This is a genomic window from Aeromonas sp. OTU364, assembly GCF_038440395.1.
Taxonomy (GTDB): Bacteria; Pseudomonadota; Gammaproteobacteria; order Enterobacterales; family Aeromonadaceae; genus Aeromonas.
Genome location: NZ_JASATR010000001.1, coordinates 618,167 through 632,252, shown reverse-complemented (window position 1 = coordinate 632,252; position 14,086 = coordinate 618,167). Strand labels below are relative to the sequence as shown.

Genomic DNA, 14,086 nt, shown 5'->3' with positions numbered 1-14,086 from the left:
GTGAAATGGCTGGTTGAGCCCCTCTTCCAGGGCAAACTCGGCCACCACGAAGGTGCTCTCGGGCAGGGCCCCCACCTTGACGGTAAATTGTAATCCTGTGCTGTCTGCCATCAGTGACTCCTTATCCTGCCTGTCCGCTGCCAGAACCAATGACCACGCCGCCACAGCCGATGGCGGTGCCGGTCACGGCGATGGGCTTGCCATTGACCAGCACCGAGCCGACGCCCCTCGAGATGCTGCGCGGATGAGGGGGGTTGTTGGGTTTGTCGTGAGGGGCCAGCGGATCCCCCTGCCGGGCCACCGGCTTGCCATCGAGGAACACATCAGGGCTGGCGGCGATCACCGGGGAGGGGTGAAATCCCTCGTGGTCGGTGCCTATGTCACCGAGCAATGCAATGGAAGGGCACATCTGGGTTCTCCGTCTGGGCAAGGGCGCGCCACGGATGACGGCCCTGCCATGGCTCCTGCCTACCCGGGTGGGCAGGAGGCGTGAATGCACATTGGGGTGGCTGTCCAGCAGCCTCCATGCCAACGCAGGCGAAACGACAATATTGTTTTATATCAAAGCTTTACAATCACCCCAACTGACCATGGCGCTGCGCGCTGCAATGGATGGCACAAGACTTCGCGAAAACATGGCAAAACCTTGCCTGCACAGAGTGTTTCTCTAAATTTTGCGCGATATCTTGCTCAGGACAGCATGATCACCCGCCAACATGGCCTTGCTGCAACTGATAGAGGCGGATGTTGAGCGCCTTCAGATCGTTCTCCAGCCCCTTCAGATCCGCCGCCGTGATGGGTTCTTGGGCAGCCCTTCTCGCCTCCAGCTCATCGAGACGCAGGCTGAACGGAATGTTCTGCATCAGGTTCTTCTGCACCTCGTAGAGCTGGGACTTGAGATAGGAGATGGTCACCGTCTTGCGCTGGCGCTCCAGCTCCAGCAGTTGATCCAGCAGGGCATCCACTCCGGCGCGGGCATCCAGATAGGTCGGCACGCCGAGGGCGTCTCCCTGCTGACCGGCCAGCGCACTCTGCCACTGCTTGTCGAGCGCCTTGACCGCCAGCGAGTCGGGGTAAAGCATCTGCAGCGAGGCACGCAGCCCCTCGCCATAGCGATACCAGTAGAGCGGCGAGGTCTGCTCCAGCCGGGCAAGCTGACTCTGATAACGGGCCACCAGATCGCTCTCCATCCCTTGCAGGGCCTGCTCCCCCAGCACGATGCGCGCCTGGCGGATATCGTCATAGCTGAGCGCCCTGGGCAACTCGGCGGCCGGCTGCTGCAAGCGCTGGGCGACCACCATCTTCTCCTGCTGCTGCTGCTGCCAGCCGAGCCAGCCCATCACCGGCAGGGCGCAGCTGAGCAGGCCGCAGCCAAACCAGAACCAGGCGGGCCGCTGTTTGCGATGCTGTTCAATCTTGAGCACGGTCGGCTTCATTTGCCCCTTCTCCCGACCCACCAGTATGCTGCCCTGGGGCAGGTGCCCGGTCGCCGTCCCGGCAGAAACGCCGTGGTCGCTCTCCATATCGGACTTGAAGAAGACCATGGGCGGGATCTGCAGCTCATCCTTGAGACCGGGCTCGTCGGAGACGATGACGATCTCGGTCTCGTCAAAGAGGTGGGTATAACCCTCGATGAAGTGCACCAGGTTCTCGACCCGGGGAATGCGGCTTAAGCCCGCGTTGTGCAGCTTCTCGCTGATAAGCTGCAACGCCCGCTCGCAGCGGTAGACCAGCCGCTTGTCCTCGTGACTGATCTGGTACTGGCGAATGACATCGCTGATGCGGGCGATAAACCAGTCGAGCATCTCGATGCGGGCACGCTCCTGATGGGCCGGCGGCCAGAAGCTATCCCACTGGGTCACTATCAGGTTGGCGAGAAACTCGCACCCCTCGGTGAAGCCGCTCAGGCCCTGCAGCCGTGAACGGGCCAGGGTGAAATAGATGGCGGTCTGCAGATCCACCCCGTGTTTTTCGAAGATCTGGCTCGCGAGCTGATGGATCTTGAGCCAGTCCACCTCGGGACGGGAGGCGTGGCTGAGCTTATTGATCTCCGCTCGCAGCGCCTCGTACTCAGGCAACATTCTGGGGTCGCGCCCCACCTTCAGCGCCTGCTGGCCTTGCTGGTCATGTGTCATATCGGCTTCCAAAACAGGGGGGGCACTGCCTGCCCCCCGCACTATCAATAGAGGGATTCAGGCAATCTGAACTGGCTGAACAGGCCGCCAGCGAAGGGGTTTTGCACGCTGTCTGTGTAGACGCGATAAGTCATGGCCCCCTGATCCACCGGGAAGCGCACATCGAAGGTGGCCTCATTGACCTGGGTCAGCTCCCCCTTGTCCATCAGGCGGAACATGGCCCAGGGGCCGACGAAGCCCTCGCTGCGCGGGGAGCGCTCGCGGGCGGCCGGCACCAGGGTTATCTTGCTCTCGGCCCCGTCACGCATGGTGTTGGGCCACACCAGCGGGATCTTGGTGCGACGGCCATGGGCGTACTCCAGCAACTGGCCATCCAGGTTCAGCACGCTGCGCCGCTTGTTGGCGGTGAGCTCTATGGGCTCGAGGGCGAACTGCACCTCCAGGTTGCCCTGCTGGCTGAAGAAGATCTGGCGGATGCGGGCGGCTCTGTCCAGCTGCTTGACCAGCTCGGCCTGCATGGGCGAACTGAACTCTCCCTCCATCAGGCCGCTCTCCACCATGGGTTTGAGGTTGACCTGGTAGAAGCTGTCCAGCGTCCCGCCCGGCGCGAAGAAGCGCTCCATCTCGGAGAGGGGCACATCCTTGGCAGAGCCGGGCTCGAAGGGATAACGCCCCGCCAGCTGGCTGTTGAACGGGGCCAGCACCTTGTCCTGCCACTCCTGATTGAGGGAGGACATGGCAAGGTCTATCACCAGCCGCGAGCTCTGATCGGAGAGTTGCCCCACCCAGCGATCCAGCGGGGCCGGCAGGCCACGGGCATACTGTTGCAAGGCAAACACGGGGTCGGCGTACTTGTTGGTCAGGCGCAGCTGCACCGCCTTCAAGGCCGACTGGCCCGGCTCGGTGGCGTTGACGATGAGTTCCAGATAGTGCTGCAACTCCACCAGCTTCTGGTTCACCTCCTGGATGAGCGGCCCCTGTTCACCCCGGCCAGCCAATGCGGCATTGGTGGCCATAAAGGGGCGACCTATGCGGGCCGTGATGGCCTGCGCCGGATCCCCTTCCACATCGGAGATCTTGCGAATGCGGGTGTTGTCATCGAGGGCCGCCAGCACCCGCTGGAACGGCTGATCGTTGCCCGTGATGGCGGAGAGCACGTCCAGCGCCTGCTCCGGGCTCTCCAGGGTCTGCACATCCAGATTGGTCAGCAGTTTTTGCCACTGGTTGACGTAGTCGGTGACGTAGCGCTCATTGACCTGACGGGTGATCTCCTTGCGATCCGCCTCGCTCAGCTGAGTCAGCTTGCGCTGGCCCAGCACCCAGGCATCCATGGCGGTGAGATCGATCAGCGTCTTGTCCTGCTTCTGGAAGAAGTCGCTGAAACCAGGCCAGGTCAGCAGACGGGGCACCTGACCGGCGCTGTCGCTGCGCAGGGCAAAGACGGTGTCGAAGGTGGGTCCCACCTCGTCGCGCACGTAGAGATCCGGCGGCAACACCTCCCCCGCCTTTACCACCAGGTTCTGATAGACCCGCTGATACATGGGCAACTTGCCAAGCTCGCGCTGGGCACCATAGATGGGCTCCTTGAACGGCACGAAGGCGGTGATGGCCCCCTCATCCCGTGCCGCACGGGCACCGTGCCAGTCGGTGTGATCGAGGGCGTAATCCAGATGCCCCATCAGCTGCTCCTGCACCGCCCCCTGCCCCGGGAAGGCTTTCTGCCAGCGGCTCGCCATGTATTGCGCCACCAGCTCCTTGTTGCGGCCGGAGGCGTCATCGAGCATCCGCATCACCCGCAGTATGGCGAGCTTCTCCTCGCTGCCCGCCGGTGCCTGCTCGAGATCCGCCAGCAATCCCTGCATCTGGGCCGGCAGGAAGCGCAGGCTCAGCAGCTGCAGATAGGATCCCTCCACATAGGGACCTATCTCGTCCCCCTGATAGAGGCCAAGGTCGGCCACCAGCGGAGTGCGATCACGGTAGTTGCCAAAGGAGAGGGTCGCCTCGCGGATGAGATTGAGGCGTGGCAGCTGGCTCACCCCGAAGGCGTGGGCGTCGGCCACCTCGTTGGTCTCCATGAAGGCCTGGGCCTTGGTCAGCACGTTGCGACCCGCCTCCTCATTGACCCGGTAGAAATGGTGCCAGCCACCGATGAGGGCTGCCGAGAACAGCGACAGGCAACCGAGGCCGATGGCCATGCGGCGGCGGCGATAGAGGGTGTGCAGCCGGTTCTCCCCGGCCAGATGGGCCTCGGGGAAGATGATGGAGGAGAAGAGCTGGCGCACGAAATAGGTGTTGGACTCCCCGCGCAGGGCCGAGTGAATGGGCTCCGGCAGGTTGTAGCGGCGGGAGGCCGCCTGGGCGAACGCATCGAACGGCACCCCTTGCTGATAGACGGAGCTGATGTAGACACCGCGTACCAAGAGCGGCTTGCTCTCCTCTATGGCCAGGGTTTCGTCGAGCAGGCTGGTGACATAATCCTTCAGCCCCGCCAGCTGGCGCACGAACGAGAACAGCGCGCTGCGCTGGGCGGCATCGAGCCGGGCCAGCATCAACTCCGGCAGATTCTGGTTGAGGTTGTCCACCCACTGATCCCAGAACAGGGCCAGATCCTGCTGCCAGGATTGACCGTCACCGGGTTGGAAGGTCACCCCCAGCACGGCGTCACGGGCCTCCTTGTCGAGTTGCTCGTACACCACGTCAAAACCACGCAGCAGGTCCAGCTTGGTGAAGGTGACGTAGAGCGGCAACCGGGTATTCATGGTGGCCGACACCTCCTGCAGGCGCGCGCGCATCAGCTGGGCATAGGCCTTGCGTTCGGCCACGCTGGCGTGGGAGAGCCAGGCCAGATCCACGGTCAGTACCAGGCCGTTGAGGGGCTGACGACGACGATGTTCGGACAGCCAGGTCAGCAGGTGCAGCCAGAGCCGCTCGTGCTTGCGCGCCAGGGGATCCAGCTCGGGTTCGGACTGGGACAAGAGCTCGCCGGCGGGATCCAGCATCACCGCCTGCTCCCCCAGCCAGCAGTCCACCAGCTGATCCTGCGCCACGTCACGCAGATCGGTGTCTAGCCTGGGATTGAGCTTGTTGGCCGGGTTGGCGCGGTGAATGAGGCTGCTCTTGCCGCTGCCGGGCAGCCCCAGCACCAGGTACCAGGGCATGGCGTAGAGCGCCCCCTTGCCCAGATGGGAATTCAACGCCTGCAGCCAGCGATCCAGGAACAGCGCCTGCCGGTCGAGCAGCCCCTTGACCGGATCCTGCTCCAGCACCACCTCGTGCTGGCGCTCGGCCTTGAGCTGCTGCATCTTGCGCCACACCCGCCAGGAGAGAACCCCCAGCAGCAGCCAGAGCCAGAGCAGGGTGAACACCACCCGCCCCCACAGCGGCGCCAACGGCTTGGCGTCACGGATCTCGAGGCGAGGGCCCAGCCACCACACCAGGATCAGGGCAAGCCCCCAGAGCACCACACCGAGCAGAGGCCAGGAGGGTTTCAATTTCGGCAGCTGTTGCCGCAGAAAGGTAAAGATGGTTTTGAACATAAAATGTGATCCAACTCCGACTCAATGACTCATTTCGGCACTTATTTCGACAACGGGGTCGCCTGGCTCTCCAGGCGGCTGACCAACCCGGGCTCCCAGTGCGACAGCCCGAGGCGACTCGCCTCTTGCCACAAGTGTTGATAGTGCTGGCGCGCAAGCGCCTCCATGCCTTCCTGTGCCAACAGCTCCGCCTGCACCAGCTGGGCGTGAAAGCGATCTCTTGGCTCCTTCATCTGCGCCATGCGTTCATCGAGCAGGGCCAGGGCCGCGGCCACCCCCTGCTCCCCATGGCGCTGGGCTATCTCTTCGGCCAGGCAAGACTCCCCCTCGCCTCCTCCACCGCCCCTGACGGGTTGCAGCCAGCGGCCGCATTCGGGGGAGAGAAAGGGGCTGCCGTCACTGAAGGCGAGGTCCCGCAAGGCCGGCAGACGCTGCAAGAAACCATCGAGCTCCTCTGCGATGGCCCGGGCCACGGCGGCAAATCCCAGCCTCTGCGCCACCTCGGCCGAGAGGCGATGCCCCTCGAACCAGTAGGGAGCCAGGGTCAGGCTCTGCTCGATGCGCTGCCAGAGCCCCTGGTCGGGGCTGCTCATGGCGGCGCGGTACTCGTCCACCATGTCCGCCGACATGGGGGCCAGCTGGGTTTTGTTATCCCGGGCCACCATGGGTGGGGTCGTGATACCGGCCCAGATGGCGTGACGGCGCAGGCGATAGCCCACCGCCGCCTCCGGCTGACGCTCGATGAGCAGATCCGCCACCTTGAGCTGGGTCTGGCGCCAGGCCCTGTCATTGGAGCTGTCAATCTCGACGCCGGACCCCTTGGTGCTGCCACTGAGCACCATGGAGCCCGCCATGCCGGTGGCGGCGGCCGTCGCCACGACGGCGCTGCTCCCGGGTTGCACACTGGCATCTGCCTGGGCCTGGGCCACCTGCTGGCGCTGGGCCCGCTTCAGCCCCATCAGCAGGGGATCGAGCAATTCGCCCTTGTCCGGGCACCGGGCCAGCCAGACCCGCTCCAGCTGCTCGGCCTGGGCCAGCAACTGGGCCAGCTCGGCCGCCGAGGCGCTCTCGCTCACTCGCGGCAGAGCCCCCTCGAAGCGCTTGACGATTTGCACCATCAGCCGCTGTTTCTGGCTGGCATTGCCGGGCCAGGCCAGCAACCAATAAGCCTGGATCCAGGCTTCCAGCAGGCTGAGCGCGGCCCCCATGGGGGTCGCCTTGGCCGGATGCTGCAAGCAGCGCAGCAACTGGGCCAGTACCCGCATGTCCTTGGTGCGGCTCTCCAGCAACCCGAGACAGGCCTCGGCCACCGCATTGAGATCCACCTGGCCATGGGCCAGGGATCCCAGCTTGACCAGCTCTGTCTCCACATAATCCCAGCGCGGCTCGTCCGCCAGCACGGCGCCGCTGACTTGTCCATCCGGCAAGGGGGCGAGCAGGCGGGCACACCAGGGGTGTTGATAGCTCATGACGCCCCCTACCAGCGACACTGCTGGCGCAGGGGAAGCAGCGCCTCTTTCAGGCCGCTCAAATCGACCCGCAGCAAAGTGCCGTTGGCCGCCTTGACCTGCAGCTCGCGATGGCCAATCCAGCGCTTGAGCTCCTCGATGGCGGGCAGGCCGCGGCCATACTCCAGCAGCATTCCCTTGTCCCGGATAAACCAGCCCTGGGCGCTGTTGCCGGGCGAGCCGTCGAGCGCTATCTGCACCTCCTCGCCGACCCAGGGCGCATCGAGCCGCAGGCGGATATGGGTGATGCTGTCGACGCACCCGATGGCCAGGGTCGCCCCGCGCAAGGCGGGACGGGTGAGGGTTTCACTGCCACTGCCGGCATCGCTTTGCAGCAGGAAGGGGGGGCTGTCAGGGGTGCGGCTCTGCTCCTGATCCCGGATGGCTTGCCAGGCAGCGGACATGGCCGCGGCGCCGGACTCGGTGTCGGGGCCACTGCCAAGGGCGTCATAGCAGGCGAGCCGCACCAGCGGAGAGGGTTCGCGGCGGCACTGCTGCCAGCCGAGCATATCCAGCTGCGGCGCCGCGCTGCCGGCGGCCAGCAGCAATAGGCCGAGGACGCTCATCAATTCACCTCCAGTTTCTGGCACTTGTGATCCAGGGTGCGCTTGGGAATGTTGAGGCTCTCGGCCACCAGCATGCGGTTGCCCTGGAAGTGGCGCAGACGCGCCTCGATGACGGAGGCTTCGTACTGCTGCATGGCCCGGCGCAGATCCCGGATGTGGTTGTAGTCGTCCATCGAGGACGGCAGCTCCACACAGACCCGCTCCCGCAGCTCAGGCGGCAGCGCCTCCAGCACCACCTCTTCCCCGTGACGGGTGTGGGCGCAGGCGACCTCCAGCAGATTGCGCAGCTCGCGCACGTTGCCGGGGAAGTCATAACTTTGCAGCTGCTTCAAGAACTTGCGCTGCAGCCCCGCCAGGGTCTTGCCATCCTGGACGGCAAACTGGGCCATGAAGTGCTGGCACAAGAGCGGCACGTCGTCCATGTGCTCCCGCAGGGGGGCAATCAGCAGCAGGCACTGGCAGAGCCTGTGGTAGAGGTCGGCCCGAAACTGCCCCTCCTCCACGTGACGGCTGAGGGGCTGATGGGTGGCGGCGATGAGGCGAAAATCGGAGTGGTACTCCTGCTCGGCCCCAAGCGGCCGGTAGCTGCGGGTTTCCAGCACCCGCAGCAGCTTGGCCTGCATGGCGGCGGGCATGTCCCCCACCTCGTCCAGGAACAGGGTGCCGCCATTGGCCTGGGCCACCAGCCCCGCCTTGTTGGTCAGTGCCCCGGAGAAGGCCCCCTTCTGGTAACCGAACAGCTCGCTCTCGATGAGGTTCTCCGGGATGGCGGCGCAGTTGATGGCGACGAACGGCTTGGCCGCCCGATCGGAGCACTGGTGCACCAGGCGGGCCACCACCTCCTTGCCGCTGCCGGTCTCCCCCTGAATGAGCACGGTCAGCTTGTGCTGGCCCGCCAGGCTTATCTGCTCGCGCAGCCCGCGGATCACCGCCGACTGGCCGACCAGCTGATCGCCGAGCAGCTTTTCATGCTGGCGCAGCCGCTCTCCCTCCCCCTTCATCTGGCGCAGGGAGTCCCGCAGCACGCTCTGATCCCGGCGGCTGCGCCCCAGATCGCGAATAAGGGTGAGCTGGTTGCAAAAGACCTGCGACAGCTGTGCCAGCTCGGGACTCTCCGCCCACCCCTGCAACACAGCCCCCTGATCCATCATGGCCAGCACGGCGAACGGCTTGCCGTTGCCGTCCAGCAGCGGGAAGGCATGCAGGCCGCACTGCTGGCCCAGGTTGGAGAGCAGGAGGCGAAACTCCTTGTGCTCGATGCGGGCACCGCCATGGAGGGAGTCCCAGGTGCGGGACTGGGCCTTGTGCAGCACATAGGCGAGCGGGTGGGAAAAATCGTCCACCGCCAGGGCCAGGCTCACCGCCTGTCCCTTGACCCAGCCGGTGCATTCGAGCTGGCGACCGCTTACATCCAGCATGCCGAGCAGTATCCCCTTGGGCTGGAAGCTGGCGTCCAGGGTCGAGCTCCACCAGTGGCACAGGTGCTGCTCGTCGCGCTGTTGCGTCAAGGCGAGGGCAAAGGCGAGGGCTTGTTCCATGATCAGCCCTCCACCTCGGCCACGAACTGGTGATCGGCCACCGAGAAGCGGACGCACTTGATGGGTTCACCGGCCGAGAGGCGCTGCAACAGCTGCAGGGAGACCGGCGGCAGCAGGGCGCCGTCGATGACGGATTCCAGCATGCGGGCACCGTTCTCGCTGCGATTGGCGCGCAGCAGGATCTCCTCGGCCACCTCGCTCTCCAGCACCACCTCGGCGCCGAAGCGCTCCTTGAGCAGCTTGACCAACCGGTTGAGCTTGCCGCCGACAATCTGCACCAGGGTGTCGTGACCCAGCGGCAGATAGGGGATCACCTCCATGCGTGCCAGCAGGGCCGGCTTGAAGAAGGCTGCGAGCTCGGGATAGAGCGCATCCAGCAGATCATCGGGCTGCTCGGCGTGATCGACTATGGTCTGGAAGCCGAGGTTGGAGGTGAGGAAGAAGACCACGTTCTTGCAGTCGATGATGCGTCCTTCCCCGTCCGCCAACTCGCCCTTGTCGAACGCCTGATAGAAGAGGTTGAGCACATCCGGATGGGCCTTCTCCACCTCGTCCAGCAGCACCACGGAATAAGGCTTCTGACGAATGGCCTCGGTCAGCACGCCACCCTCGCCGAAACCGACGTAGCCGGGCGGCGAACCGATAAGACGGGAGACGGTGTGCTTCTCCTGATACTCGGACATGTTGATGGTGGTCAGGTACTGGCGGCCACCGAACATCAGCTCGGCAATCTGCAGCACGGTTTCGGTCTTGCCGACCCCGCTCGGCCCCACCAGCAGGAAAGCGCCGAGCGGTCGGCCGGGACGACGCAGGTCGGCGCGGGCGGTGAGCAGGTGCTTGTGCAGGTGGGCTACCGCCACATCCTGCCCCTTGATAAGCTCGCCGAGGTACTCCGGCAGCCGGGTCACCACGTCCAGCTCCCCTTGGGAGATGCGATTGAGGGGCACCCCGGTCCACTCGGCGATGACGGCGGCAATCTGGGTCTTGTCGACATGGGCGGAGACCAACACTTCTCCCTGCTGCAGGGCGGCCAGCTCGCGCTCGAGGCTGGCAAGCGTCTCGGCGGCGGCTTGGGGATCCAGCGGCGCATCGGCGAGATCCAGCGCCTCCCTGGCCAGCATCTCATCCTGCTGATCGGCGAGCAGGGCGGCGCGCAGCTCGACTATCTGGTGCACCAGCCCCTGCTGCTGCTGCCACCGGGCCTCCTGCTCGGCCAACTCCTCGCGGCAAGCCTGCTGGGCGGCCTGCAACTCGGCCAGACGCTCGGCGTTGTCGCCAAGGCCTATCAGACTCTGGCGCTCCAGCTGGCGGATCTCCAGCTCGCGCTGGCGCAGCGCGTTTTGCAGGTGGCTGACCGCGCGCGGCGGCGTGGTGAGGTTGATGGCCACCCGGGCACAGGCGGTGTCGAGCACGTCGATCGCCTTGTCCGGCAACTGGCGGCCGGAGATGTAGCGGGCGGAGAGCTGGGCGGCCGCCTGCAGCGCCTCCTCGTCGATGAGCACCCCGTGGGCCTTCTCGTAGATGCTGCGCAGGCCGCGCAGGATCACGGTAGCCTCGTCGGCATTGGGCTCACCCACCTTCACCAGCTGGAAGCGGCGCGACAGGGCGGCGTCTTTTTCCACGTACTTCTTGTATTCGCCCCAGGTGGTGGCGGCTATGGTGCGCAGCTCGCCCCGGGCCAGGGCCGGTTTGATGAGATTGGAGACATCCAGGCCGCCGGCCTGGTTGCCAGCCCCGATCAGGGTGTGGGCCTCGTCGATGAAGAGGATGACGGGACGCACCGAATCCTTGACCTCCTGCATCACCCCCTTGAAGCGCTTCTCGAACTCCCCCTTGACCGAGGCACCGGCCTGCATGGCGCCGAGATCCAGGGTCATCAGCTCGACGCCGTGCAGCTTCTCGGGCACCTGGCCCGCCACCATGCGCAGGGCCAGCCCCTCGATGAGGGCGCTTTTACCGACCCCCGCCTCCCCCACGACGATGGGGTTGTTTTTGCGGCGGCGGGAGAGGATGTCGATCATCAGGTCGATTTCATGATCCCGGCAGAGCACGGGATCCAGCGTCCCCTGGCGGGCCTGCTCGGTGACGTTGACGGTGAAGCGGGCCAGCAGGCTGGCATCGGCCGGCAGGGCGGCCTGGGTCGCAGCGCCGCTGGCAGAGACTGTCACCTGGGTCTCGGCAGAATCCTTGACCCACTCGTCGAACTGCTGGCGCAGCAGCTCCCGATTGACGTTGGCAAGCAAACGGGTCACCGACCCCGGCAAATAGCGCTGGGGAGTCATCAAGAGCACCAGCAGCATGACGCCGCTGCGCAGCTGGGCGTGTTGCAGCTCGGCGGAGGCGAGCAGCCAGCTGTCTTGCAGCCACTCCACCAGGAGCGGCGAGAAGGAGGGATATCCCTGACCATAACCGCTGTCGGCGTTCGAGGGTTGCAGCAGGGTCTTGAGTTCCTCTACCTCCACCCCGGCCACTTTCAGGATCTGGCGCACGTCGCTCAGCGGGGTCTCCAGCATTTTCAGCAGCAGATGCTCGATGCGGATCTCGGCCCCTTGATGGTTGACGCAGAGGGCCGCGGCCTCCTCCAGCATGTGACGGCAGATGGGGTTGAGTCTTTCCACCAGTACGGGTAGCTCTATACGGATCAAGGCGTGCTCTCCTTAGTATTTTATTTTAATAATTCGCCCAGTTGACGCAGCACGTCCTGGGTCTGGTTATTGAGTTGGTGGTGATAGAGGCCAAAGATGATGGCCAGGATCAGGGCGCCGCCCATGAACAGGCTGCGCAGGGAAACCTGCTTGCGCAGCTGGTAGCGGGAGGCCTGGCGACCGAGGTCGAGGTGAAAGACGCTGGGGGCCTCACCACCGACCTCGGGGGCGAGCTGCTTGTGCAGCTGCCTGACGATGCGCTCGAATTCGTCCCGTCCCTGGCTCATCACCTTGTAGCGCCCCTCGAAACCGAGGCAGAGGCACAGATAGATGAACTCCAGGATGTCGCGATAGCGCACCGGATCTTCCTGCAGGCGGGCCAGCAGCACGAACACCTTCTCGCCGCCCCAGGTCTCGTTGTGAAAACGGGTCAGCAAGGAGTGCTCGGACCATTCGCTCTGGCTGCCCCAGTCGCGGCCCATCACGGCCTCGTCGATGAAGGTGCAGAGGATATAGCGAAACGACAGCACCACCCCGTTCTCGTAGCCCTGGGCCATCAGCTCCTGTTCAATGGCCTGGATCTCTGTCACCACCCGCTGATAGAGCTCGGGCACCCGGTCGTGGCGCGACAGCAGGCGCACCCGCTGCACCAGCCCCAGCAAGGGGGTCACCGCATCTATCATGGGGTTGATGCTCTGGCCACGCAGGCGGAACCAGTGGTCCGAATCCATGTCCAGCTGCTCGGCATGATCGAACAGCAGGTCGCTCAGTTGCTCGTTCTTGATAATGTCCGTGGTCATCTTTGCTTGTTTCCTTGGTGCTATCACTGGCTACGGATGGCCCAGAGCTGCATGTCGAGCTCCGGGAAATCGCCGGCGATGTGGAAGGCGAGGGTGTTGCCCACCGCCAGCATCTGCCAGGCCGGACTCTGCCGGTCGAGCTGGAAATAGCTGTAACCGGCGTGATAGGGCAGCTGACGGGGCGCCACCGGCAACGGCAGCAGCGGAATGCCGGGCAGTTGCAGGCTGATGAGCTCGCGGATCTTGTCGCTGGAGGCCACCTTGGTCTGTTGCAGCAACTGCTTGCGCAGCTGCTCCTGGGGCATGCGGGCGCGCACCGCCAGCACGAAGTCGGCGCTTTGCATCAGCTCGCTCTCCCCCACCACGGCCACCATGACGCCGTACTGGTGCTTGCGCAGCTGGATGGAGACGGCGCGGGGCGAGAGCACTGTGCTCAGCGCCTGACGCAGGGCCAGCATCACCGGCTCGAAGCTCACCTGCTGATCGTCGTGGCGATAGGCGGGGAACTCGGGGGGAAGGCGGGACTCGTCGGTGAAGGTCATCAGCTCGCCGCACAGCTGCACCAGCGCCTCGTGCAGCCGCTCCGGGTGCAGGGTGCCAAGACGCGCGAGGTGCGACAGCTGGGGCTGGGCCCGGTTGAGCAGTTGCAGCATCATGAACTCGGCCACATCGGCGACCCCCTGCTGCCCCGGCGCCGCGATGCGCTGGGAGAGGCTGCGGGCCCGCTCTGCCACGAGGCCGGCCGACTCGCCGAGGAAGCGCTTGAGGGTCGGGATGGCGGAGACGCTGATGCTGCAGGGCATGAAGTTGGGATCCAGCACCAGGCCGCCGTCCGGGCGCTTGTCCAGGATCCGGGCGATGGCGAGCGAGGCATAGGCGCTGCGATCGTCCCGCTCCAGCATCAGCCGCAGACTGACCCTTCCCACCTCGAGGGAGACCACGTCCCCCCCTTCGCTGTGCAGATCCCGCACGTCGTGGCGATGGGCCTGCAACCGGCTGGAGACCAGCCCCCCCTGCCCCACCTCGTTGACGCCGCTCACCGAAAGCGGCAGCGCCAGATAGACCTTCTGGTTTGCCACCGAGGCGTCGGTAACCTCCAGGGGCGATGGCAGCACATCGTCATTGGGAATATTGAAAACGGTGCCGTCCGGCAGTATGCCGGTGGCCCCCACCAGGGCGATGCGACCAAAGCCGAGGTAATCCTCGTTGATGGCGAGCGACTGCAAGCCGTAGAAATAGTCGGAGAGCGCGCTCAGGCGAGCGTGCAGCGCGTAGTCCGAATGCCTTTGTTGTTGCTGGAAGTGCTGGGGCTTGATGAAGAGCCCCTCACGCCAGATAACCCGATTTCGACTCGACAT

The 14,086-nt window shown here is 65.0% G+C and carries 9 protein-coding genes; all 9 read right to left on the bottom strand.

The window, feature by feature from the left end; all coding sequences use genetic code 11:
* Nucleotides 1-121 precede the first annotated feature (121 nt).
* The 9 genes from AAHB08_RS02885 to tssK all read right to left on the bottom strand — a co-directional run bounded on the left by AAHB08_RS02885 (nucleotide 122) and on the right by tssK (nucleotide 14,086).
* Complete coding sequence (locus tag AAHB08_RS02885) at nucleotides 122-409, bottom strand: type VI secretion system PAAR protein (protein ID WP_342058044.1); 288 nt, start codon at nucleotides 407-409, stop codon at nucleotides 122-124.
* Between the two features lie 295 nt (nucleotides 410-704).
* The gene (locus tag AAHB08_RS02880) at nucleotides 705-2,135 is read right to left on the bottom strand and encodes a VasL domain-containing protein (protein ID WP_342058043.1); all 1,431 of its coding nucleotides are present in this window, start codon (nucleotides 2,133-2,135) and stop codon (nucleotides 705-707) included.
* Nucleotides 2,136-2,179: 44 nt separating this feature from the next.
* On the bottom strand, nucleotides 2,180-5,671 hold the full coding sequence (tssM, locus tag AAHB08_RS02875) for a type VI secretion system membrane subunit TssM (protein ID WP_342058042.1): 3,492 nt from the start codon (nucleotides 5,669-5,671) through the stop codon (nucleotides 2,180-2,182).
* Nucleotides 5,672-5,712: 41 nt separating this feature from the next.
* Entirely contained in the window at nucleotides 5,713-7,140 is a 1,428-nt protein-coding gene (gene tssA, locus AAHB08_RS02870; RefSeq protein WP_342058041.1) for a type VI secretion system protein TssA, read from the bottom strand.
* Nucleotides 7,141-7,148: 8 nt separating this feature from the next.
* Nucleotides 7,149-7,745 carry a type VI secretion system-associated protein VasI gene (gene vasI / locus AAHB08_RS02865; RefSeq protein ID WP_342058040.1) on the bottom strand — a complete coding sequence of 199 codons (597 nt, stop codon included), beginning with the start codon at nucleotides 7,743-7,745 and terminating at the stop codon, nucleotides 7,149-7,151.
* Complete coding sequence (locus AAHB08_RS02860) at nucleotides 7,745-9,283, bottom strand: sigma-54 interaction domain-containing protein (protein ID WP_342058039.1); 1,539 nt, start codon at nucleotides 9,281-9,283, stop codon at nucleotides 7,745-7,747. The genes vasI and AAHB08_RS02860 overlap by 1 nt, the downstream gene beginning before the upstream one ends.
* 2 nt (nucleotides 9,284-9,285) lie before the next feature.
* Nucleotides 9,286-11,928 (bottom strand): type VI secretion system ATPase TssH, encoded by a 2,643-nt coding sequence (tssH, locus tag AAHB08_RS02855; RefSeq protein ID WP_342058038.1) that lies wholly within the window; start codon nucleotides 11,926-11,928, stop codon nucleotides 9,286-9,288.
* A gap of 20 nt (nucleotides 11,929-11,948) precedes the next feature.
* Nucleotides 11,949-12,728 (bottom strand): type IVB secretion system protein IcmH/DotU, encoded by a 780-nt coding sequence (gene icmH, locus AAHB08_RS02850; protein ID WP_162519181.1) that lies wholly within the window; start codon nucleotides 12,726-12,728, stop codon nucleotides 11,949-11,951.
* Nucleotides 12,729-12,751: 23 nt separating this feature from the next.
* On the bottom strand, nucleotides 12,752-14,086 hold the full coding sequence (gene tssK / locus AAHB08_RS02845) for a type VI secretion system baseplate subunit TssK (RefSeq protein WP_139744852.1): 1,335 nt from the start codon (nucleotides 14,084-14,086) through the stop codon (nucleotides 12,752-12,754).